The organism is Sphingobium sp. (genome assembly GCF_041987595.1).
Classification (GTDB): domain Bacteria; phylum Pseudomonadota; class Alphaproteobacteria; order Sphingomonadales; family Sphingomonadaceae; genus Sphingobium.
In genome coordinates this window covers 18,940-40,943 of record NZ_JBHIWJ010000024.1, presented here as the reverse complement: position 1 = coordinate 40,943, position 22,004 = coordinate 18,940, and the positions used below count along the sequence as shown (strand labels likewise).

The window sequence follows — 22,004 nt, the reverse complement described above, 5'->3', positions numbered from 1 at the left end:
CCCCATACCTCACGAAAGCGCCAAGGCAAGGCCGTTTGCGCAAGGGATATAGGCGTGCTTTCGCTTGGCACAAGAAGGGCAGATGATTAGCGTTGAGAAACGACCATAAACGGGACAAGTGAGGAAGCCACTGGCCATGCGCGCATTTCTACCCCTTATTGCCCTTGCCAGCCCGTTGGCGCTCGCCGCCTGCGGCGATCCCGCGCCCACCTATATCGATCAGGCCTGGGTGCGACTCAGCCCCAATAAGGAGACCCCGTCCGCCGGCTATTTCGTGGCCCATGGCGGCGACGCGGGCACGGCGCTGCGCGGCGTCCTGACCGATTATGCGCTGAAAGTCGAAATGCATGAGAGCATGAGCGAGAACGGCATGATGTCGATGAAGCCGCTCGACAGCGTCGACATTCCGGCCAAATCGACGGTCGCCTTCGCGCCCGGCGGCAAGCATCTGATGCTCTGGGGCGTCAACGACACCGCCATCAGCCGGGGCAAGATGACGCTGACCTTCCTGCTGGCCAATGGCGACCGGCTGCTGGTCGACGCGATCATCCAGAAGCCGGGCGCCTCCGCCGCCGCCAAGCCCGACGAGCACAAAGACCATTGACCAGCCGCCCGCTGACCCAGGCGGAAACAGCCCTTGCCCGATCGGTCTTCGGATCGGCGATCGATTATGGGCAGGTGCGGCTGCACCATCGCAAATGGTGGCCGTTCCAGCCCAGCCGGGTCACCATGGCGCCCGACGGCGACATCTGGTTCCATCCGCAGAGCGACCTTTTCTGCACGGATTTCTGCGCCGGGCCGCTGCATCTTCAGGGGCATTTCATCCATGAGATGACCCATGTCTGGCAGGCCCAGCGCGGCGGCAAATGGTTTCTGCCGCTGATGCGCCACCCTTTTTGCCGTTATGGCTATGAGATCGTGCCGGGCAGGCCCTTCCGCCGCTACGGGCTGGAGCAGCAGGCCGAAATCGTGCGCCACGCCTTTCTGCTGCGGCAGGGGAGCAGGGTGGAGGGAAAGCCGCCGCTTGCCGTTTATGAGGCGCTGCTGCCTTTTTCCGGCAAGAATCCCATGGCCTGACCGCCGTTCACAACCACACTGGAGGGGAGGAGAATAACCCGCTATCCCCTCCCCCCATGCCTCAGAATCATCTCTATCTGGTCGACGGCAGCGGCTATATCTTCCGCGCCTATCATCAGCTTCCGCCGCTCACCAACAAGCATGGCCAGCCCGTCGGCGCGGTCTATGGCTACACCACCATGCTCTGGAAGCTGGCCGATGAGCTGGGCAAGGCGGAAGGCCCGACCCATCTCGCGGTGGTGCTGGACAAGGGCAGCCACACTTTCCGCAACGACATGTACGACCAGTATAAGGCGAACCGCCCGCCCGCGCCGGAGGATCTGGTCCCGCAATTCCCGATGATCCGCGACGCAACCCGCGCCTTCTCCCTCCCCTGCATCGAGGAAGCCGGCTTCGAGGCCGACGACATCATCGCCAGCTACACCAAGGCCGCCGTCGCGGCGGGCTGGCACGTTACCATCGTCAGCTCCGACAAGGATCTGATGCAGCTCATCCAGCCCGGCGTCGACATGTACGACACGATGAAGAATGAGCGGCGCGGCGCCGAGTATGTCATGACCAAATTTGGGGTCCTCCCTGAGCAGCTTGGCGACGTCCTCGCGCTCATGGGCGACAGCGTCGACAATGTCCCCGGCGTCCCCGGTATCGGTCCCAAGACCGCCGCCAAGCTCATCACCGAATATGGCAGCCTGGAAGCCGCGCTCGAGGCCGCGCCGCGCATGAAAAAATCGAAGATGCAGGAAAATCTCATCGCCCATGCCGACATGGCGCGCCTCTCGCGCCGCCTCGTCGCGCTGCACGATGCGATGGACCTGCCCGAACCGCTCGATGACCTGACGCTCAAGGGCATCCCGCTGGAGCCGCTGCAGGCCTTCCTCGAACATCATGGCTTCAAGTCGCTGCTCGCCCGCGCCGGGGCGCCCGCCGCCGCCGTGGCCGTCGCGACCGCAGCCGCCGCCGTCAGCGAAGCCACGCCGCCTGCCGCCCCGGTCCATGAGGAAGAGCCGCCGATCGACCGCAGCCTCTACGAAACGGTTGTGACGGAGGAAGCGCTCGACCGCTGGATCGCCGCAGCCCATGCCGAGGGACTGGTCGCCGTCGACACCGAGACGGACATGCTCGATTGCGTGTCCTGCGCGCTGGTCGGCGTCAGCCTTGCCGTCGGCCCGAACGCCGCCTGCTATATCCCGGTCGGCCATGGCGGAAAGGACATGTTCGCGGAAAAGCCCCAGCAGCTTCCCCTCGCCCTCGTCATCGCCAGGTTAAAGCCGCTGCTGGAGGACGACAGCGTCCTCAAGATCGGCCAGAACCTCAAATATGACCTGACCGTCCTGCGCCGCCACGACATAGAGATCGCGCCCTATGACGACACCATCGTCATGAGCTTCGACCTCGACGCCGGGCAGAGCCTCGCGGGCCACGGCATGGACGAGGCGGCCAAGGTCCACCTCAATCACACATGCATCAGCTTCAAGGACGTCTGCGGCAGCGGCAAGAGTCAGATCAGCTTCGCCGAAGTCCCGCTCGACAAGGCGACCGAATATGCCGCAGAGGACGCCGACGTCACCCTGCGGCTTTGGAAGCTGTTCAAGACCCGCATCGCGAACGAAGGCGCCACCCGCGTCTACGAACTGGTCGACCGACCCCTCGTCTCCGTAATCGCGAAGATGGAGCATGAAGGCATCAAGGTCGACCGCGAGGCCCTTTCCCGCCTCTCCGCCGAGTTCACCGCCGGCATCGCGGCGCTGGAAACGGAAATCCATGGCCTCGCGGGCCAGCCCTTCGCCATCGGATCGACCCAGCAGCTGGGCGCGATCCTGTTCGACAAGATGGGGTATAAGGGCGGCAAGAAGGGCAAGTCCGGCGCCTATTCCACCGACGTCACCATTCTTGAACAGTTGAAGGCCCAGGGCGCCGAAATCGCGGGCAAGGTGCTGGACTGGCGCCAGCTCTCGAAGCTCAAATCCACTTACACCGACGCGCTTCAGGCCCAGATCAACAAAGACACCAGCCGCGTCCACACAAGCTACTCGCTGTCCGGCGCGCAGACCGGCCGCCTGTCCTCGACCGATCCCAATCTCCAGAACATCCCGATCCGCACCGAAGTCGGCCGCCAGATCCGTCACGCCTTCGTCGCCGAACCGGGCAATGTCATTCTCGCGGCGGACTACAGCCAGATCGAACTGCGCCTTGCCGCGCATATGGCGGACGTTCCGGCGCTGAAAGAGGCCTTCGCCAATGGCGAGGACATTCACGCCGCCACCGCGCAGCAACTGTTCGGAGAGGTCAACCGAGACACCCGCGGCCGGGCCAAGACGATCAATTTCGCGATCCTCTACGGCATCAGCCGCTGGGGCCTCGCCGGGCGGCTGGAGATCAGCGCCGACGAAGCGCAGGACATGATCAGCCGCTATTATGAGCGCTTCCCCGGCATCAGCCTCTACATCACCGAAACGATCGAAAAGGCGCGCTCACGGGGTTATACCGAAACCCTGTTCGGCCGGAAAACATGGTTCCCGCGCATCAAGGCCTCGGTCCAGCATGAGCGGCAGGGCGCCGAACGCGCAGCGATCAATGCCCCGATTCAGGGCACCAGCGCCGACATCATCAAGCGCGCCATGGCCCGCATGGGACCGGCCCTGGCGGCGGAAGGGCTGGATGAGGTCAAGATGCTGCTGCAGGTGCATGACGAACTGGTGTTCGAACTGCCGCAGGGCGACGTGGAGCAGGCCAGCGCGGTGATCCGCCGCGTGATGGAAAGCGCCGCCGAACCGATCGTGAAGCTGAGCGTCCCGCTGGGCGTCGAGATCGGCCACGGCCCGAGTTGGGGCGCGGCCCATTAATCCTTCCCGTCATCCCCGCGCAGGCGGGGATTTCCCATGAGTCAAAGCTGGTGCAAAGTCAGGAGACGAATTCCGCCTGCGCTGGGATGACGGACGTGAGATATCGGCTCAATTCCGCGCGTACCGGTCCTCATATCGGACGATATCATCCTCACCGAGGTAGGTGCCCGTCTGCACCTCTATGAACACAACGGGAATCTTTCCCGGATTTTCCACCCGGTGCTTCGCCCCGGCAGGCACGTAAAGCGACTGGTTTTCCGTCAGCAACGTGTCCTCTCCATCGACCGTGACCTTGGCGGTCCCCTCCACGACGATCCAATGCTCCGACCGATGGAAATGGCTCTGCAGGCTCAGCGACTGCCCCGGCTGCACCATGATCCGCTTCACCTGAAAGCGCTCCCCCGCCAGCAAGCCTTCCACCCAGCCCCAGGGCCGGTGATCCTTGGGAAAGCTTTCCGCCTGCATTGCGCCTTTGGCCTTCAACGCCTCGACCGCCAGCTTCACATCCTGCGAGCGCGCCTTGTCCGCGATCAGCACCGCATCGTTCATCGCCACGGCTATGATGTTGCTGAGGCCAATGCCGACCAGTTCCATGCCTTCGCTGTCCGACCGCAACAGCGTATCGCTGCAATCGATCGCCGTCGCCCCGCCGCTGACCGTCACGCCATCCCCATCCGGCCCGGCGTGACTCCACACCGCATCCCAGCCGCCCAGATCGGACCAGCCCGAGTCATAGGGCACGACCGACAGATTGCCCGCCCGCTCCATGATCGCATAGTCGATGGAAATGTCCGGCGCATGCTCCCAGGGCTCTGGCGCCAGACGCAGAAAACCAAGGTCTCCCTCGGCCTGCTCCACCGCCGGCACGACTGCCGCGAGAACCTCAGGCGCATATTGCTCAAACGCAGCGATCAGATCCTTCGCCGCGAACAGGAAAATTCCCGCATTCCAGAGATGATCGCAGCTCGCCAGCATCTCTGCCGCCCGCTGCGCATTGGGCTTTTCCACAAAGCGCGCCAGCTTGATCGGTTCGCCCGATCCATCGGGCCTGGCTACGACCTGCAAATAGCCATAGCCGGTCTCCGGCCGCGTCGGCGCAATGCCGAAGGTCACCAGATCGCCCGCCTGCGCCGCAGCCAGCCCCTTGCTCACGGCCATCCTGAAAGCCCCGGCATCCGGCACCACATGATCGGAAGGCGCCACCAGCATCAGTGCATCCGGGTCCTTCGCCATCAGATGAAGCGCCGCCGCCAATATGGCAGGCGCAGTATTGCGCACCGAAGGCTCGATCATGATGGCGTCGGCATCGCCGCCTTCCTGCGCCAGCTGCTCGGCCACGATGAAGCGGAAGGTCGCGTTGGTCAGCACCACCGGCCGCGCGAAGGCGACCCCCTCGCCCGCGCCCGACAGGCGCCGGACGACAGCGCGAAACAGCGTATCCTCGCCCAGTAATGGCACGAACTGCTTGGGATAGGATTTACGCGACAGGGGCCACAACCGCGTCCCCGATCCTCCCGCCAGAATAACCGGCGTCACCTTAGCATTCAGATCCGACATGCAACCTACTTGTTCAAAACAGCAAAAAGGTGCCGAGACACCATGATGTCCTTCCATATCGCCATTCCGGGAAAGCGCCTATGACAAGGGCATAAAAAAAAGCGGCCCGAAAGCAGGGCCGCTTTTCCGTCAGTCGAACAGCTCTTCCAGAAAGCTTTTCTTTCGCTTCTTCTGATAATGTCGCCCGTCATCGCGATCCGGCCGATAGCCGGGTTGCGGAGGGGGAACCCCGCCCGCCGAACGCTCGATAATCTTGTCGAGTTCGCCCCGATCGAGCCAAACGCCCCGGCATTGCGGACAATAGTCGATTTCCACTCCCTGCCGGTCCGTCATGGAGAGTCCCACATGACAGACCGGGCAGAGCATGGCCGACACCGCGGCCTGATCCCGCATCGCTTACTCCCGCTCGCCGGTCAGGTTGAGCAGCATCTGGAACAGGTTGACGAAGTTCAGGTAAAGCGACAGTGCACCCATGACCCGCATCTTCTGCGCCACTTCATGGCCGGCATAATAGAAATATTCCGACTTGATGCGCTGCACGTCCCAGGCGGTGAGGCCGGTGAACACCACGACACCGATGATCGAGATCACCATGGCCATGGCGGACGAGCCGATGAAGATGTTGATGAGGCTTGCGACCAATATGCCGATCAGGCCCATGATCAGGAACGACCCGAATTTCGACAGGTCACGCCCCGTCGTATAGCCCCAGAGCGCCATGGCGAGAAACATTACGGCCGCCGAAAAGAAGGCCTGCGCGATCGACCCGCCGGTGAAGATCAGGAAGATGCTGGCCAGCGACACGCCCATCACCGCCGCAAAAGCGTAAAAAGCCATGCGCGCGCCTGCAGTCGTCATCTTTTCGATGCGAAAGCTGAAGAAGAACACAAAGGCCAACGGCGCAAAGATCGCCACCCACTTCAGGGGTGTGCCGAAAATCGCTGCGGCAAGCACCGGCGTATTGCCGATGAAAGCCGCCACCAGTCCGGTAATGACCAGACCGATGCCCATATTGCGGAAAACGCCCAGCATGTGCGCGCGCAGGCCGGCATCGGTCTGCGCCGTCTGGCTCGCACCATAGCCCGGCATACGAACGGGGTTGTTCACGGCGTTAATACTCCATCCTAACATCAGTACGGATCGAGTGGCCCGGCGCGGTCTTCGTGAGGCTTAGAGGGGGGACAAACACTCACGAACCTGCACCGAGCACACTCGATGCGGTCCGACATCACGGCGGGAGCATGTCACATGCATCCCTGCCGCCAGAGGGGCCCGGCCCGCACAAGCAATATTGGTGGGTTAACTCACCAATGCAAGGGATCGGCCCGTTAGCAACAATTTGTTACAATCTTTCTCCCCTGTTGACGGCAATCCCGAACCACCGCATGGCTCTGCGCCATGAGCGACAAGTTCACCCCTGCCGAGCAACATGCCGACGCCCCCCTGCGCCTGTTCAACAGCCTGACGCGCACGGTCGAGCCTTTCATAGCCATCGAACCCGACCATGCCCGCGTCTACAGCTGCGGCCCGACGGTCTATAATTACGCCCATCTTGGCAACCTGCGCGCTTATGTTTTTACCGACACGCTGCGCCGCACCTTGCTCTGGAAAGGCCTCCACGTCACCCACATCATCAACATCACCGATGTCGGCCATCTCACCAGCGACGCCGATGCGGGCGATGACAAGATGGAGGCGGCAGCCCGCGCACAGGCGAAGAGCATCTGGGACATCGCGGCCCACTACACTCATGCCTTCAAGCAGAATATCGCCGACCTCAACATCATCCCGCCCAGCGAATGGACGGTCGCCACCGACTATGTTCCCCAGATGATCGCCTTTGCGGAGAAGATCGCGCCCGCCCATTGCTACGAACTGGAAACCGGTCTCTATTTCGACAGCAGCACCGTGCCCGATTATGGCGCGCTGGCAGGCGGCCGCGACGACGCGGCGCACGCCCGGATCGATCCCGTTGCAGGCAAGCGCAACCCCGGCGACTTCGCCATCTGGCGCAAGTCCCCGCCTGGCGAGCAACGCCAGATGGAATGGGACTCCCCTTGGGGAAAGGGCGCGCCGGGCTGGCATCTCGAATGTTCGGTGATGAGCGAGGCCCGCCTTGGCCATCCGTTCGACATCCACACTGGCGGGATCGACCATCGCGAAATCCATCACCCGAACGAAATCGCCCAAAATCAGGCGTTTCATGCCTGTTGCGGCGAGCCGGACGCCGCCACTGCGGGCTTTACCGGCGCTAGATGGTGGATGCACAACAACTTCCTCGTCGATCGGCAGGGGAAGATGAGCAAGTCCAAGGGCAGCTTCACCACCCTCTTCTCGCTGATCGACGCAGGCGTGCATCCGCTTGCCTATCGTCTGCTGTGCCTTGGCGCGCACTATCGCAGCGAACTGGAATTCAGCGCGGAAAGCGTCGCCGCCGCCCTGACGCGCCTGAAGCGCCTCGTCATGGGCGTGGAGAACCTCAAGTCCCGCGCTGAGGGCGTGACCTGGCAGTCGCCGCGTCTGGATTTCCTGCGCGCCAATCTCCACCCCAAGCTCGCGCCGCTGCTCGAACAGTTCGACGCCGCGATCAGCGACGACCTGATGACCCCGCGCGCCCTGCCCCTGTTGGAAGAGACGATCGCAATGAAGAAGGTGCCGGTGGACGAAAAGCTCTGCCTGCTCGCGGCTTTCGATTCGGCGCTCGGCCTCAACCTGTTGGCGATCAGTCGCGCCGACCTGCGGGTCCAGCCCAAGGAAGCGGCTATCACTCCTCAAGAAATCGAAGCCGAACTCGACCGCCGCCAGGTCGCCCGCACCGAAAAGGATTTCGCGCTGTCGGACGAGATTCGCGACGCCCTTATCGCTCGCGGTGTCGAGGTGATGGACGGCGATCCACTCCGCTGGGACTGGCGTTTGACGCTCAGCTAGCATGTGCGGAAATTCGGCTCTGAGGGAAGAGAAACCACGCGCAGCATATTTAACGTAAGTTGAGCCGAAGCGCGGATAGACCCCATTTGCAGCCCGCCGCGGGCCGAATTTCGACATGCCCTGAAAAAGTTCCCTCCGCTGAGGCAGGATGTGCGCGGGACAGGCCGGCCTGTTTGGACAGGGCGCCCGTAAACGGGCAGATTCCGCATATGCTAAGATATGCAATTGCAGCGACGATCACGCTGAGTGGGCTGACGGCCACGCCGTCCGCTGCGCCTGCTCAGTCATTCATGTTTGAAACAGGCACGACCCTGCTTGCCAAATGTCGGAACAAGGCGCCGGAATATGCGCTTGCCTGCACCGCCTATATCGTCGGCGTGGTGGACGGCATCAAGAAGGACGTCTTCATTGGCCGCGCCCAGCCCAATTGCTGGCCCGCGCAGCTGGACGCCGCCAAGGTCCGCGACATCGTGATCGCCTATCTCAATCGCTACCCGGACCAGCGGAAAGCCCCGGCATCCGTCCTGGTCAGCGTGGCGCTGAACGATCAATATCCTTGTCAGAAATAACCCCGATCACCCTGATCTGACCTGTGCGTTAGGCGAATCCGGCCCCATATCGCTATAAACTTGCGCAGACCCCTACATCAGCGTAGGTGCGGCCCCTATTTTAGACTTTTTGGGAGACTCAAAGTGGCGGCGAAGTGGACGCCGGAAAGCTGGCGGGAGCATAAGGGCATTCAGATGCCCTTCTATCGGGATGCTCAGGCGCTTGGCGCCGTAGAGGCACAGCTCAGCCAGTTTCCCCCGCTCGTCTTTGCCGGCGAAGCGCGCAGCCTTAAAGCTGAACTCGCCAAGGTGACCAATGGCGAGGCCTTTCTGCTGCAAGGCGGCGATTGCGCCGAGAGCTTTGCGGAGTTCCACCCGAACAATATCCGGGACACGTTTCGCGTGCTGCTCCAGATGGCGGTGGTGCTGACCTTTGCATCCAAGCTGCCGATCGTGAAGGTCGGCCGGATGGCCGGCCAGTTCGCCAAGCCCCGCTCGGCCGATACGGAGACGATCGGCGGCGTGGAGCTGCCCAGCTATCGCGGCGACAATGTCAACGACATTGCCTTCACGCCTGAAGCACGCGAGCCGGATGCCCAGCGCATGATCCGCGCTTATAACCAGTCAGCGGCGACGCTCAACCTGCTGCGCGCCTTTTCGACTGGCGGCTATGCCAGCCTCGACCGCGTCCATGGCTGGATGCTGGATTTCATGGGCCGCAGCCCCTGGGCCGCGAAGTTCGAGGCGATGGCGGACCAGATCGGCCAGGCGCTCGACTTCATGCGCGCCTGCGGCCTCAGCGCGGATACGGTGCCGCAACTGGGCGGGACCAGCTTCTACACCAGCCATGAAGCGCTGCTGCTTCCCTATGAGCAGGCGCTGACCCGGCAGGATTCGCTGACCGGCGACTGGTACGACACCTCAGCGCATATGGTCTGGATCGGCGACCGCACGCGGTTCGAAGGCTCGGCCCATATCGAATATCTGCGCGGCATCGGCAATCCGATCGGCATGAAGTGCGGCCCCAGCCTTGAGCCGGACGCGCTGATCCGCCTGCTCGACATATTGAACCCGACGCGCGAGGCCGGGCGCATCACGCTGATCACCCGCTATGGCCATGACAAGATCGAGGCGGGCCTGCCCAGGCTGGTGCGCGCGGTGATGCGCGAAGGCCATCCGGTGGTCTGGTCCTGCGACCCGATGCACGGCAACGTCATCAAGGCGGCCAATGGCTACAAGACGCGGCCGTTTGACCGCATCCTCGCCGAAGTGCGCGGCTTCTTCGCAGTGCACCGCGCCGAGGGCAGCTTCGGCGGCGGCATCCATGCCGAAATGACCGGGCAGAATGTGACGGAATGCACCGGCGGCGCCATCGCCATCACCGATGAAGGGTTGGCGGATCGGTATCACACCCATTGCGACCCGCGCCTCAATGCCGCGCAGAGCCTCGAACTCGCTTTCCTGCTTGCGGAAATGCTGAACGAGGAGCTGAAGGAACGCCGCGCCGCGGCCTGACCCTTGGGAACGGAAAAATGATCCCGCCGCGTGAAATGCCACGGGGCGGGATTTTTTATGGCACATTCCTCCGCGCCACCGTCTGCCTTGAGCGGAATGTTTCGCCTCCGCCGGTCTAAAGCTGGACGCCAGTTTTTACCGGACAGGGAGCCATCATGACCGAAGCACTGGACCTCGCAACCCGCAGCTTCCGCGATCTGCGCGCTTTTGCGGACAGCGCCGCGATCCCCGCTGATGCGCATGGCGACCCGTATCTCGCCAGTCGCGCGCAGCTAGACCTGCCCGAAGGCCCGGTGTCGATCAGCCTCGTCCTGCTGCCGCAAGGTCGTGGCCGCGTCGACGCTCTGCCGGACGACGAGTTCCTCATCCTTCTGGAAGGCGCCCTCACCCTGGAAGGCGCCGACAAGACAGTCCAGCTCGGCTCCAGCCAGAGCGCCGTCATCACCAAGGGCACGGGCTTTACCTGGTCCTCGCGTGAAGGCACACGACTCATTGCGATGCGCCGCAACGGCAGCCCGGACGCCGCACCCGACATCATCCCCATCGATGAAGGCGCGCCGCTGGAACCCTCTGGCGCGCCGCTGGCCGAACTGCTGGTCGGTCCCACGCCCGCCTGCCGCAACTTCACCGACTATCGCTCGACCGACACGGAGTTCGTCTGCGGCACCTGGGATTCGACGCCCTATCATCGCCTCTCCATGCCCTATCGCCATTATGAGCTGATGCATCTGTTGGAAGGGAGTGTCACCTTCGTCGACGGCGACGGCCGGGAAGGCACATTTCGCAAGGACGACATCTTCCTGGTCGAACAGGGCGCGCATTGCAGCTGGGAGAGCCGCGAACAGGTGAAGAAGGTCTACGCCATCTACCGCCCGGCTTAACAGACCGCATCGGACAGGCCGGACGCATCCGGCAACGGCCTGTCACGACAACGTAACATCCATATGGTTCCGGGCCGTGGATTTGCCCGCTTGCTTTCGCGGTGCAGCAATATAGCCTCCGCTCATGGCAAAGGAACCGGCATTGGCGACCATCGCCGTTTACAGCCTCAAGGGGGGCGTGGGGAAAACCACCTTCGCGATCAACCTCGCCTGGGCATCAGCAAGCATCTCCAAGCGGCGAACGCTGCTCTGGGACCTCGATCCGCAGGCGGCGTCAAGCTGGCTGATTTCCACCGATACGCAAAGCCGCGACGCAGCGCAGGCGATCTTCAGCAAGGATGTCGAGGTTCGCAAGCTGATCCAGCCCTCCACCGTTCCGGGCCTCGACCTGATCGCCGCCGACACATCGCTGCGCAGCCTGGACCATCTGTTCCGTGAGATGGACAAGAAAAAGCGCCTCGCCAAGCTGATCGACACGCTGGGGCGCGATTATGACCGTATCATCCTTGACTGCCCGCCCGGCCTCACAGAAACCAGCGAGCAGGTGCTGCGCGCGGCGGACATGATCGTCATTCCCGTCATCCCTTCCCCGCTCGCCCAGCGCGCCATGGGCGAAGTCGCCCGCTATCTGGTGCAGCGTGGGGGCAGCCATCCGCCGATCATGCCGGTCTATTCGATGGTCGACCGGCGCCGCAGCCTCCACCGCGCCGCGCTTGAAGGGCAGCCCGGCTGGCCCGCCATCCCCATGGCCAGCGCGGTCGAACAGATGGCGGTGCGCCGCAAGCCGTTGGGCGCATTTGCGGCCTCTTCGTCTCCCGCGCAGGCTTTCGCTTCACTCTGGACGACGGTGGAACGCCAGCTTCAGCAGCCGTGAAGGCGCTTCAGGCGCGGGCCTGCAACTGGTCCGGCGGGAACAGGCCCGCCGCATCCTTTGCGGGCATGGGCCGGCCGAAATAATAGCCCTGAACCTTGCGGCACCCCAGGCCACGGACCATCGCCAGTTCGGCCTCCGTCTCGACCCCTTCGGCGGTGGTCGCCATGCCCAGACTGTCGGCCAGCGTCACCACGGCGCGGATGATCGCCAGACTTTCCACCTTGTTGTTCGATGCGCCCACCACGAAGCTGCGGTCGATCTTGATCGTGTCAAATCGGGTCCGGCTGAGATAGCCGAGTGAGGAATAGCCGGTCCCGAAATCGTCGAGCGACAGCTGCACCCCCAGCCCGCGCAACTGGTCGAGGGTCTTGAGCGCGCCGGTATCGGCGTTGACGAACACGCTTTCGGTCACCTCCAGTTCCAGCCGCCGCGCCTCCAGTCCGCTCTGCGCCAGCGCCGACACGACCGCGCCGACGAAGCTGGGATGCGCCAGTTGCTCGGCCGAGACGTTGACCGCAATCCGCACCGGGTCGGGCCAGCGCGCCGCCTCCATGCAGGCGGTCCGCAGCACCCATTCCCCGATCGGCCCGATCAGCCGGGCCTCCTCCGCCACGGGCACGAATTTGACCGGCGAAATCGGTCCCAGTTCCGGGTGGGTCCAGCGCACCAGCGCCTCGAACCCCACGACGGTCCCGCCTTCCGCCTCGACCACCGGCTGGAACAGCACATGCAGCTGGTCCTTTTCCAGCGCGTCGCGCAGCGCCAGTTCCAGCTGCCGCCGCTCTTCGGCCTGCGCGTGCAGTTGCGGCTCATAGGCGCAGTGCATGCCGCCGCCCTCGCTCTTCGCCCGGTAAAGCGCCAGATCGGCGCTGCGGATCAGGGCTTCGGATTCGCTGCCATCCTGCGGCGACACCGCCGACCCGACCGAGGCCCCGACATAGAGCGTATGTTCGTCGACCTGATAGGGCGCGGACAGGCCGCTGATGATGAAGGCCGCCAGCTTGTCGATCCCGCGATTTTCACCCGCAACGGGAATGACGACGGCAAATTCGTCGCCGCCGATGCGCCCGCAAAATTCGCTTCCCGAACAGATGTGGCGCAGCCGCCGCGCAACCTGCGTCAACAGCTTGTCGCCGATCTGATGGCCCAGCGTATCGTTCACCGCCTTGAACCGGTCGAGATCGATCATCAGAAAGGCGCAGCCCAGCGGACGTCCCTGCGCCGCCGCCATGGCCTGATCCAGCACGTCGCGCAGATGCGCGCGGTTGGGCAGGCCGGTCAGCGGATCGAACTGGGCGAGCTGGGCAATGCGGTCGGCCGATTCGCGCTGTTCGGTTACATCCGACCCCACGCCGCGAAAACCCAGAAACGCGCCCTGCTCGTCATAGCGGGGTGATGCCGACAGCTCCCACCAACGCACTCCGCCCTGCGCCTCGACGGGCAGGACGATGGCGCTGAAGCTTTCCCGCCGCTTCAACTGATCGGCCAGCTCGTGCAATCCGGCCGGGAACAGGCCGCTTTCCCACGCGCTTCCGGCCAGCACCTGCACGAGCAGATTGCCCTCGACCTCCGCTGGAGCGCGGCCCAGCATCTCCGCCATCCGCGGGGACACACCGTTCAGCCGCCGGGCCGGATCGGTCTGCCACAGCCAGTCCGAACCGCCATGCTCATATTCACGCAGCAGCAGGCTCACGACCTCGCTCTTTTCCTCCAATTTTACGCTGGCGCTATGCTGGCGGGCGAAGGTCCGGGCGTAGATGTAGCAGCCGACCAGCAGCGACAAGGCATAGCTGGTGGCCAGCGCCAGCAACGGCAGCTGCCCCTGCTCGTCGAACATGAAGAAAAGCCCGGCAATGCAGGGCAGCAGAAAGCCGGTCGCAGCCAGCGGCGTGGCGGCAAAACTGATCGCGCCGCACACCATGATGCAGCTGATCAGCGTCCAGTGCGCCACCAGCTGCGCCGCGCCATGACTGGTGGACAGGGACATCATGCACAAGGCCCAGACCATCCCGTGCAACAGGCCGGTCAAACCATGGACCCGCAGGTCGGTCGCCGTCACCTCCGCCCGTGCGCGCCGTTTGCGGGTGATCATGACGCTGGCCATCATCGACGCTGCGAGCGCAACGCTCCACAGGATCAGGCGCGGCGGCGATCCATGGTGCCCGAACACCTGCCAGAGAAAGAAGAGGCCAAAGACGTTCATCGCCTGCCGCAGCAAGGCGACGGTGTCCGCGGATCTCAGCTGCGAGGCGAGCACATGCTGGGTCGCGTCGTCGGACGCTGCGGCAACACCCATCATCGTCCGGAGCGATACATGCTCCTGAGAAAGCTGATCAGAAGATGGCCCGTGCCCGCGTCTCACCGAACCGGATTAGCAGCAACCGGTTATCAATCCGTAACCCGGGCGGTGGGAAAGAAAAAGAGGATGCGCTCACATGACGAGGGGCACATCCCCTGCAAAACAGAATCAGGCGGCGATATCGTAAGGCCGGATTTCCCCGGTCAGATAGAGGTTCCGCGCCTTCGACCGGCTCAATTTACCCGAACTGGTGCGCGGCAAGGTGCGCGGCGGCACCAGTTCGACCACGCAGTTCATGCCGGTGATCGCACGGACCCGCTCACGGATCTGGTCGCGCAGACGGGTGCGCTCGTCATTGTCGGAGGTGCGACAATGCACCAGCACTGCGGGCGCTTCCTCACCGCCCGGCGTGGTGATGGCAAAGGCGGCGATGTCGCCCTGTTTGAAGCCGGGCAGCTGCTCCACCGCCCATTCAATATCCTGCGGCCAGTGATTTTTGCCGTTGATGATGATCATGTCCTTGGCGCGGCCGACAATGTAGAGATAGCCGTCGCTCAGATAGCCCATGTCGCCCGTATCCAGCCAGCCGTCGACCATGCAGGCGTCGGTCGCCTCCTGATCGCGGAAATATCCGACCATCAGCGAAGGCCCGGTGGTCCACACCTTGCCGATCTGGCGCTCGTTGAGGACAGCGCCGTCCTCGTCGCGAATCTCCACGACCATATCTCGGGCGGGCTTGCCGCAGTTGACGATCGAGCGGAAGCGCTGCGGACGGCCCTCGGTCGCGTCGCCGCCCGACAGGTCTGTTTCCTCGACCAGCTCGACGATGATGCCCTCGCCCGGCGGCATGATAGTGACGGCCAGCGTCGCTTCGGCAAGGCCATAGCTCGGCAGGAATGCCTTTGGGCTGAACCCGGCGTCGCCAAAGGCGTCGACGAAGCTCTGCATCACGTCGGGGCGGATCATGTCCGCGCCGTTACCGGCCAGCCGCCAGCGCGACAGGTCGAAGCGATCCTGCGCCTTGGTCTGGCTCGACATGCGACGGGCGCAGATATCGTAGCCGAAGGTCGGCGAATAGCTGATCGAGGTGCCTTCATTGCGACTGATCAGATCCAGCCACGCCAGCGGACGGCGGGCGAAATCCTCGGTCTTCATATAATCGGTCGACACCTGATTGGCGACGACCGACAGGAAGCAGCCGACCAGCCCCATGTCATGATACCAGGGCAGCCAGCTGATGCAGCGGTCACTCTCGATCAGTTCCATGCCATGGCTATGCGCGGCAAGGTTGCTCAGCAGTGCATGGTGCGTCACCGCAACGCCGTGCGGAAAGCGGGTCGAGCCGCTCGAATATTGCAGATAGGCGATTTCCTCGCCCTTCGCCTGCGGCAGATCGCAGGGGACGGCCTCGCGCGCGATGAAATCCTCAAAAGCGATGCTCTCGACATTTTTCTGGCGGCCGCTCTCACCCGCCATCTCTTCCAGTTCCTTGGGGAAGAGGAACAGCATCGGGTCGCAGCTCGACAGCTGGACGTTCAGCTGGTCGATATAGCTTTCCTTGCCGCCGAAGCTGGTCGGCAGCGGCAGCGGCACCGGCCATCCGCCCGCATAGACGATGCCGAAGAAGAGCATCGCGAAATCCGCGCCCGTCTCCGCCACCAGCGCCACGCGATCTTCCGGCTTCACCCCATGGGCGATCAGCCGGTGGGCGCAGGCGATGGCGTCGGCGCGCAGTTCGCTGAACGGGTAGGGCCGCGCCAGATTTCCGCGCGCGTCGTGGAAGTTCAGACCACGCTGCCCGGTCGCAGCATAGTCCAGCGCTTCGCCCAGCGTCTCGAAATCCGAGAAACGGCGGGGCAGATCATCGGTGGTCGGCGTCGGTGCCATCATGCTTTGCGAACCCGTCATATTGGTGTCACCCAATGTCTTAATTTCTTCATCCGGGCGCGCCGCTAACAGCTTTGAAGCGGTTTTGCACCGGATAGTTTCATTCCAGCCTGAGCTTCTACTCCAAAAGGGGCGGTAAAATTCCGGCCCGACTGTGGCATAATCAAGGCGCAGCAGGCATGAAGCATGTCCATGACCGGCAGACGCCCCCCTATCCCCCTCAATGAAGAGGCTTTGCGCGAGCTGGCGCTGCGCTATGTCGGCCGTTTCGCGACGAGCCGCGCCCGGCTGCTCGCCTATCTCAACCGCAAGATTCAGGAACGCGGATGGGGCGGCGAGGCTCCCGCCGATCCGCAAGGGCTGGCCGACCGCTTTGCCGACCTCAACTATGTCGACGATGCCAGCTATGCGGCGATGAAAAGCGCCTCGCTCGCCCGGCGCGGCTATGGCGCCCGCCGCGTCGCGGAGAGCCTGCGCGCCGACGGCATTGCCGAGGCGGACCGCGAGGAGGCGGACGCCGTCACCGCCTCGGAAAGCTGGCAGGCGGCCGACCGTTTCGCCCGGCGCAAGCGGCTTGGCCCCTATGCGCAGGCGCGGCCCGACCCCAATCAGCGCGAAAAATGGATCGCCGCCTTCCTGCGCGCCGGCCATAGCTACGCCACCGCCCGCCGCTGGACCGACGCTGGACCGGGGGAAGTGCCGGAGCAGGAGGAAAGTTAACCCCCTCCCCTCGCACGCCCGATTTCGCTAGTCAGACATGATGCCCCGCTTTCCCTTTCTCGTGATTATGCTTTTTTGCGCCGCCTGCGCCCAAAAGCCGCCCGCGGACAACGCAGCGACAGGCGCAACGGAGGCGCGAGCCGCCCTCCTCCCGCTGGTCATCCGCACCGCCAGAGGCGACCACCGCTTCACCGTCGAGGTCGCCCGCACCGAAAAGGAGCAGGAACAGGGCCTCATGTTCCGCAAGTCGCTCGACGCCGATTCCGGCATGCTCTTTCCCATGAACCCGCCCCGCACGGCCAGCTTCTGGATGAAGAACACGCTGATCCCGCTCGACATGCTGTTCATCCACACCGACGGCAGCATCGCCTATCTGAAGGCCGATGCGCAGCCCTATTCCCGCGAACCCGTTTCCGCGGGCATTCCCGTCGCCGCCGTGCTGGAACTGCGCGGCGGCCGCGCGGCGGAACTGGGCATCGGCCAGGGCGACCGCGTCCGCTGGGGCGATTGCGCCGGTCCCGCCGCGCATCGGCCCAGGGACGGGCTGAATTTCTGCCCCGCCGACTAGAACATGCCTTGCCAAGCGCCAGCCGCAGCGGCTAAGCGCTTCGCCCATGGGAATCCTTGGCAAGATCTTCACCTGGTGGGATGGCGCGACCATCGGCACCTCGCTCTACACCTCCCGCAAGGGCACCAAGGTGGGCGAGGACCATCAGGGCAATATCTATTATGAAGGCGGCACGGACCCCAACGGCCTGACGCGCCGCTGGGTCATCTATAACGGCCCCAATGATTCGAGCCGCGTGCCCGCCGAATGGCATGGCTGGCTGCATCATTCGATCGAGGGCGCGCCCGAGAGCTTCCTGCCGCCGCCGCGCATCTGGGAAAAGGACTTCACCCCCAACGCCACCGGCACAGCCAATGCCTATCGCCCCTCGGGCGCGCTGGAAAAGGGCGGCCTGCGCCAGAAGGCGACCGGCGACTATGAGGCGTGGAGCCCCGACGCATCATGATGCGGCGCCCGGCGGGACGCTTCCTGCCGATTCTCGGCTGCACGCTGATTCTGGCGGGCTGCGGCGGCGACGATCTGCCGACGCAGAATCAGGGCGGTCCCGTCCGCATCGAGGGGCAGAAGATCCGCAACGGCGGCGAATCCACCCTGTCGGGCACGCCGATGAATGAGCGGGTGGCGGTGATCGGCCTGCTCAACAAGCGGAACGGCATCACCACCGACCTCAAGATGAAGCCGGGCGAAGCCCTGCGCGTGGGGGACGCCATCGTGCGCCTTCAGGCCTGCGAAACCACCGCGCCCTGGGAAAATGTCCAGGAAACCGGCGCCTTCGTGCAGCTCGACGTGCGCAGCACCGCCGACAATAAATGGCGCCGCAACTTTTCCGGCTGGCTGTTCCTCAACCGGCCCGACCGCAACGTCGTGCAGCACCCGGTCTATGACGTCTGGGTCAGAAGCTGCACGATGTCCTGGCCCGAAACCGGCCCCGATACGGTGAAGCTGGGCGACAAGGGCGATGTTCCGGCCGCCAGGGCGGCCCCTGCGAGCGGCGAAAACGCCAGCTCCGCCCAGACCCCGGAACCGCCCGCCAGCACGCCGCGCCCGGCGCCCAGCGGCACCCCGTCCAGCGCCCCGGTCAACGACTGAAGATAATCGCGCTGGCTGATTTCGATCGCGCCCAATGAGCGCAGATGATCGGTCATGAACTGGCAGTCGAGCAGGGTGAAGCCGCCGAACCGCATCCGCGCCGTCAGCCAGGCCAGCGCCACTTTCGACGCATCGGTCCGCCGCGACACCATGCTCTCGCCGAAAAAGGCGCGCCCCAGCGCGACGCCATAAAGGCCGCCGACCAGTTCCTCGCCCTCCCACACTTCGACGCTATGGGCGAAACCGATGTCGTGCAGATGCCGGTAGGCGCGCTCGATCGGATGGTTGATCCAGGTCGACGGCCGGTCGTCCGCCGCCTGCGCGCAAAGCTGGACGATCCCGGCGAAATCGCGATTGGCCGTGACCCTAAACCGCTCCCGCCGGATCGTCTTGGCCAGCGAATGGGAGATGTGGAAGCCATCGAGCGGCATGATCGCCCGCCGTTTCGGCTCGATCCAGTAAACCTCGTCCGCCTCGCGATCATCGGACATGGGGAACACGCCGATAGCGTAAGCCTGCAGCAGCACCAGCGGATCAATCGTCATCAAAGAAAGACTTAACCGCAGACGGGGCGCCGCGCCAGAGCGACTTTTCGCCTCCGATTTTCCGCCCATTCTCAAACATGGCCGACCCGCAGCGACAGCGGCCAGCGGACTCGCCGGCGGACGGCCGGGTCGCCCCAATGCTCCGCCAGTTCCGCGGCAAAGGCGTCGACCGGATCGACGCCAAGGGTCTGCCGCGCCGCCCGCACCGCCGACCAGGTGCCGACATAGCCGATCACATCCTCCAGCCGCCAATCGACGTTGATGGTCATAGGCGGCAGGCTGGTTTCACGAAAAGGGAAAGGCAGGCTGCGATAGCCGTCCTCCACATGGCGGCGTTCGGGCGGCCAGTAAGGCGCGACGGTCCGCCTGTAGAAATGCTGGATGATCGGGTCGACATCGCCCTCCACATGCCAGAGGCCGTAGGTGATGAGCGCGATCGCGGCATCAGGCCGGGCGACGCGGCGGACTTCGGCGTAGAAGGCGTCCAGGTCCAGCCAATGGGCGGCTTGGGCCACGGTGACCAGATCCACGCTGGCGTCCGGCAGGCCGCTCTCTTCGGCCCGCGCCGCGCGGTAGCGGACATGGGGATGCGCCTGAGCCTCCGCAATCTGGGCGGCGCTGGCGTCGGTCGCGTCGACCCGGTCGAACCGTTCCGCCAGCAGTACCGAAAGCTGGCCGTTGCCGCAGCCACAATCGAGCGCCCGGGCATGACCGGGGCTGATCGCGGCCAGCTGGTCCACAAGGTCCTTCGGATAGACCGGGCGGTGGGCGACATAGCCGGCGGAGCCTTGCGAGAAATGGTCCTTGAAGTCGGTCGAGGTCATGGGGCGCTTTCGACGGGGTGACCCCTCTCTCGCCATGCCGCCATTCCGCCGTCAAGCGCGGTGGCGCGGTTGAAGCCCAGCTCGTGCAGCGTCGCCGCCGCCAGCGTCGAGATCTTGCCCAGTTCGCAAACGGTCAGCACCTCCACGCCCGGGTCGGGCAGCACATCGTTGACGCGCAGTTCCAGCTGGCCGCGCGGCAGGTGGATGGCGCCCGGCACATGACCGGCGGCGAAGGCGTCCCTTTCGCGCACGTCGAGGATCACGAAATCATTGGCCCGCGCATTCAGACGGCGGAGCAGTTCGTCCATCGCCATGAAGGGCACTCTGGCGCCCGCTTCGGCCAGCAACTGGCGCACGGTCTTGCCGCCCGACATGTTGGTGCGCAGCGCTTCGGTAAGGTGGGTGGGGGCCGACAGGTTGAGGCTGTTCATCAGCGCGACGAACGCGTCCTGCTCCACCTTGGCCAGTCGGGGATTGTCGGCGCGCTCCGCCCCGATGGTGGAACCTTCGCGGCCCTTATAATCATGCGCGGGAAAGACCAGCGTGTCGTCGGGCAGGTCGAGCAGCTTGTGGAACAGGCTGTCATGCAGTTGCGCCGGGTCGCCCGACGGCAGGTCGCTGCGTCCCGTGCCTCCGATCAGCAGCGTGTCGCCGGTGAAGACGCGATCCTCGACATGGATGCACATCGAATCCCGCGTGTGGCCGGGCGTGTGGAGGATGCGCATGCGCATGTCGCCCAGCGGCAGCGAATGGCCATCCTCCACATGCATGTCGACATAGGGCGCGGGGGAGTAGCGGTGCATTACGATCGGCGCGTGCAGCGCCTGCCGCAGCGCCCGCGCACCGGAAAAATGATCGGCATGGGTGTGCGTGTCGATGATGTAGCGCACGCGCAGGCCCTGCCGGTTCACCTCGCCCAGATAGCGGTCGACCAGATCCAGCGCCGGGTCGATGATGGCCGCGGCGGCGCAGGCCTCATGGGCGATGATGTAGGATTTGCACCCTTCGCCATCCCGGAAGACCGCGAAGAACATGTCAGTCCCGGGGTTGAGGAACGACGCGCAGATAGGGCGTCACGGCGTTCCAGCCTTCGGGGAAGCGCTCTCTGGCCTCGTCGTCGGAAACGGCGGGAACGATGATGACATCCTCGCCCCATTTCCAGTTCACCGGGGTTGCGACCTTGTGCCTGGCCGTCAGCTGGCAACTGTCGAGCAGGCGCATCACCTCGTCGAAATTGCGGCCGCTGCTCATGGGATAGCTCAGCATCGCCTTGATCAGCTTGTCCGGGCCGATGAGATAGACGGTGCGGACCGTCTGATTGTCGGCGGCGGTTCGCCCTTCGGACGCGTCTCCGGCGCTGGCGGGCAGCATTTCATAGGCCTGCGCGACCTTCAGGTCGCTGTCGCCGATGATCGGATAGGTGACGTCGCCGCCGGTCGCGGCCTTGATGTCGGCCAGCCAGCGCTCATGATTGCCGACCGGGTCGACCGACAGGCCGATCACCTTGCAGTTGCGGCTGGCGAATTCGGGCGCCAGCCGGGCGAGATAGCCCAGTTCCGTCGTGCAGACGGGGGTGAAATCCTTGGGGTGCGAAAACAGGATGCCCCAATCGTCGCCCAGCCATTCGTGAAAGCGGATCTGCCCTTGCGTGGTCTGCGCGATGAAGTCGGGGGCCTTGCTGCCGATCGAGAGCGTCATAATCCCTCCCTGCCCAGGCATCGCGCGCGAAAGCCGGAGCCGGTTTTGCGCGACCATGATGCGGCCATAGATGGTTGCAGCGCGTCCGCGCCACAGACTCGCGCCCGCACGAGAACGGGCGGGGAAATCTACCATGGAGCGGCAGGCGGCG

General features: G+C 64.3%; 20 protein-coding genes and 1 pseudogene. 12 read left to right on the top strand and 9 right to left on the bottom strand.

The window, feature by feature from the left end:
* Positions 1-136 precede the first annotated feature (136 nt).
* Genes ACFC3J_RS08800 through polA form a run of 3 tightly spaced genes read left to right on the top strand, consistent with a single transcriptional unit; the run spans position 137 to position 3,920 of the window.
* Positions 137-604, top strand: coding sequence for a copper chaperone PCu(A)C (locus ACFC3J_RS08800; RefSeq protein WP_375195800.1), 468 nt, complete (start codon positions 137-139; stop codon positions 602-604).
* Positions 601-1,077, top strand: a complete 477-nt coding sequence (locus tag ACFC3J_RS08795) for a vgr related protein (protein ID WP_375195799.1) — start codon at positions 601-603, stop codon at positions 1,075-1,077. The genes ACFC3J_RS08800 and ACFC3J_RS08795 overlap by 4 nt, the downstream gene beginning before the upstream one ends.
* A 56-nt stretch (positions 1,078-1,133) precedes the next feature.
* Positions 1,134-3,920, top strand: a complete 2,787-nt coding sequence (gene polA / locus ACFC3J_RS08790; protein ID WP_375195798.1) for a DNA polymerase I — start codon at positions 1,134-1,136, stop codon at positions 3,918-3,920.
* A gap of 108 nt (positions 3,921-4,028) precedes the next feature.
* On the opposite strand, the gene ACFC3J_RS08785 is transcribed toward polA, so the two are convergent.
* The 3 genes from ACFC3J_RS08785 to ACFC3J_RS08775 form a co-directional block, all read right to left on the bottom strand.
* On the bottom strand, positions 4,029-5,477 hold the full coding sequence (locus tag ACFC3J_RS08785; protein WP_375195797.1) for a mannose-1-phosphate guanylyltransferase/mannose-6-phosphate isomerase: 1,449 nt from the start codon (positions 5,475-5,477) through the stop codon (positions 4,029-4,031).
* Between the two features lie 129 nt (positions 5,478-5,606).
* Positions 5,607-5,870, bottom strand: a complete 264-nt coding sequence (locus ACFC3J_RS08780) for a zf-TFIIB domain-containing protein (RefSeq protein WP_375195796.1) — start codon at positions 5,868-5,870, stop codon at positions 5,607-5,609.
* A 3-nt stretch (positions 5,871-5,873) separates the two neighbouring features.
* On the bottom strand, positions 5,874-6,566 hold the full coding sequence (locus tag ACFC3J_RS08775) for a Bax inhibitor-1/YccA family protein (protein WP_375195810.1): 693 nt from the start codon (positions 6,564-6,566) through the stop codon (positions 5,874-5,876).
* Positions 6,567-6,875: 309 nt separating this feature from the next.
* On the opposite strand from ACFC3J_RS08775, the gene cysS reads away from it, so the two are divergent.
* The 5 genes from cysS (at position 6,876) to ACFC3J_RS08750 (ending at position 12,223) form a co-directional block, all read left to right on the top strand.
* Positions 6,876-8,405 carry a cysteine--tRNA ligase gene (gene cysS, locus ACFC3J_RS08770; protein WP_375195795.1) on the top strand — a complete coding sequence of 510 codons (1,530 nt, stop codon included), beginning with the start codon at positions 6,876-6,878 and terminating at the stop codon, positions 8,403-8,405.
* Positions 8,406-8,614: 209 nt separating this feature from the next.
* The gene (locus tag ACFC3J_RS08765) at positions 8,615-8,974 is read left to right on the top strand and encodes a Rap1a/Tai family immunity protein (RefSeq protein WP_375195794.1); all 360 of its coding nucleotides are present in this window, start codon (positions 8,615-8,617) and stop codon (positions 8,972-8,974) included.
* A 123-nt stretch (positions 8,975-9,097) separates the two neighbouring features.
* The gene (locus ACFC3J_RS08760; protein WP_375195793.1) at positions 9,098-10,468 is read left to right on the top strand and encodes a class II 3-deoxy-7-phosphoheptulonate synthase; all 1,371 of its coding nucleotides are present in this window, start codon (positions 9,098-9,100) and stop codon (positions 10,466-10,468) included.
* A gap of 155 nt (positions 10,469-10,623) precedes the next feature.
* Positions 10,624-11,349, top strand: coding sequence for a cupin domain-containing protein (locus tag ACFC3J_RS08755; RefSeq protein WP_375195792.1), 726 nt, complete (start codon positions 10,624-10,626; stop codon positions 11,347-11,349).
* Between the two features lie 124 nt (positions 11,350-11,473).
* Complete coding sequence (locus ACFC3J_RS08750; RefSeq protein ID WP_375195791.1) at positions 11,474-12,223, top strand: ParA family protein; 750 nt, start codon at positions 11,474-11,476, stop codon at positions 12,221-12,223.
* Positions 12,224-12,230: 7 nt separating this feature from the next.
* On the opposite strand, the gene ACFC3J_RS08745 is transcribed toward ACFC3J_RS08750, so the two are convergent.
* Complete coding sequence (locus tag ACFC3J_RS08745) at positions 12,231-14,522, bottom strand: putative bifunctional diguanylate cyclase/phosphodiesterase (RefSeq protein ID WP_375195790.1); 2,292 nt, start codon at positions 14,520-14,522, stop codon at positions 12,231-12,233.
* A gap of 168 nt (positions 14,523-14,690) precedes the next feature.
* Positions 14,691-16,412, bottom strand: a complete 1,722-nt coding sequence (locus ACFC3J_RS08740) for a fatty acyl-AMP ligase (protein WP_375195789.1) — start codon at positions 16,410-16,412, stop codon at positions 14,691-14,693.
* Positions 16,413-16,601: 189 nt separating this feature from the next.
* On the opposite strand from ACFC3J_RS08740, the gene ACFC3J_RS08735 reads away from it, so the two are divergent.
* From ACFC3J_RS08735 to ACFC3J_RS08720, 4 genes and pseudogenes are all read left to right on the top strand, one after another.
* The gene (locus ACFC3J_RS08735; protein WP_375195788.1) at positions 16,602-17,129 is read left to right on the top strand and encodes a regulatory protein RecX; all 528 of its coding nucleotides are present in this window, start codon (positions 16,602-16,604) and stop codon (positions 17,127-17,129) included.
* 40 nt (positions 17,130-17,169) lie between these two features.
* On the top strand, positions 17,170-17,697 hold the full coding sequence (locus ACFC3J_RS08730) for a DUF192 domain-containing protein (protein WP_375195809.1): 528 nt from the start codon (positions 17,170-17,172) through the stop codon (positions 17,695-17,697).
* A gap of 46 nt (positions 17,698-17,743) precedes the next feature.
* The gene (locus ACFC3J_RS08725; RefSeq protein ID WP_375195787.1) at positions 17,744-18,142 is read left to right on the top strand and encodes an NADH:ubiquinone oxidoreductase subunit NDUFA12; all 399 of its coding nucleotides are present in this window, start codon (positions 17,744-17,746) and stop codon (positions 18,140-18,142) included.
* Positions 18,139-18,540 (top strand): annotated as a pseudogene (locus ACFC3J_RS08720) (DUF2155 domain-containing protein); the annotation flags it as partial. The gene ACFC3J_RS08725 and the pseudogene ACFC3J_RS08720, both read left to right, overlap by 4 nt.
* A 35-nt stretch (positions 18,541-18,575) precedes the next feature.
* On the opposite strand, the gene aat reads toward ACFC3J_RS08720, so the two are convergent.
* The 4 genes from aat to ACFC3J_RS08700 all read right to left on the bottom strand — a co-directional run bounded on the left by aat (position 18,576) and on the right by ACFC3J_RS08700 (position 21,853).
* Entirely contained in the window at positions 18,576-19,331 is a 756-nt protein-coding gene (gene aat / locus ACFC3J_RS08715; protein WP_375195786.1) for a leucyl/phenylalanyl-tRNA--protein transferase, read from the bottom strand.
* Positions 19,332-19,402: 71 nt separating this feature from the next.
* Complete coding sequence (locus tag ACFC3J_RS08710; protein WP_375195785.1) at positions 19,403-20,155, bottom strand: class I SAM-dependent methyltransferase; 753 nt, start codon at positions 20,153-20,155, stop codon at positions 19,403-19,405.
* Positions 20,152-21,189, bottom strand: a complete 1,038-nt coding sequence (locus ACFC3J_RS08705) for an MBL fold metallo-hydrolase (RefSeq protein ID WP_375195784.1) — start codon at positions 21,187-21,189, stop codon at positions 20,152-20,154. The genes ACFC3J_RS08710 and ACFC3J_RS08705 overlap by 4 nt, the downstream gene beginning before the upstream one ends.
* 1 nt (position 21,190) lies before the next feature.
* Entirely contained in the window at positions 21,191-21,853 is a 663-nt protein-coding gene (locus ACFC3J_RS08700; RefSeq protein WP_375195783.1) for a peroxiredoxin, read from the bottom strand.
* Positions 21,854-22,004 lie beyond the last annotated feature (151 nt).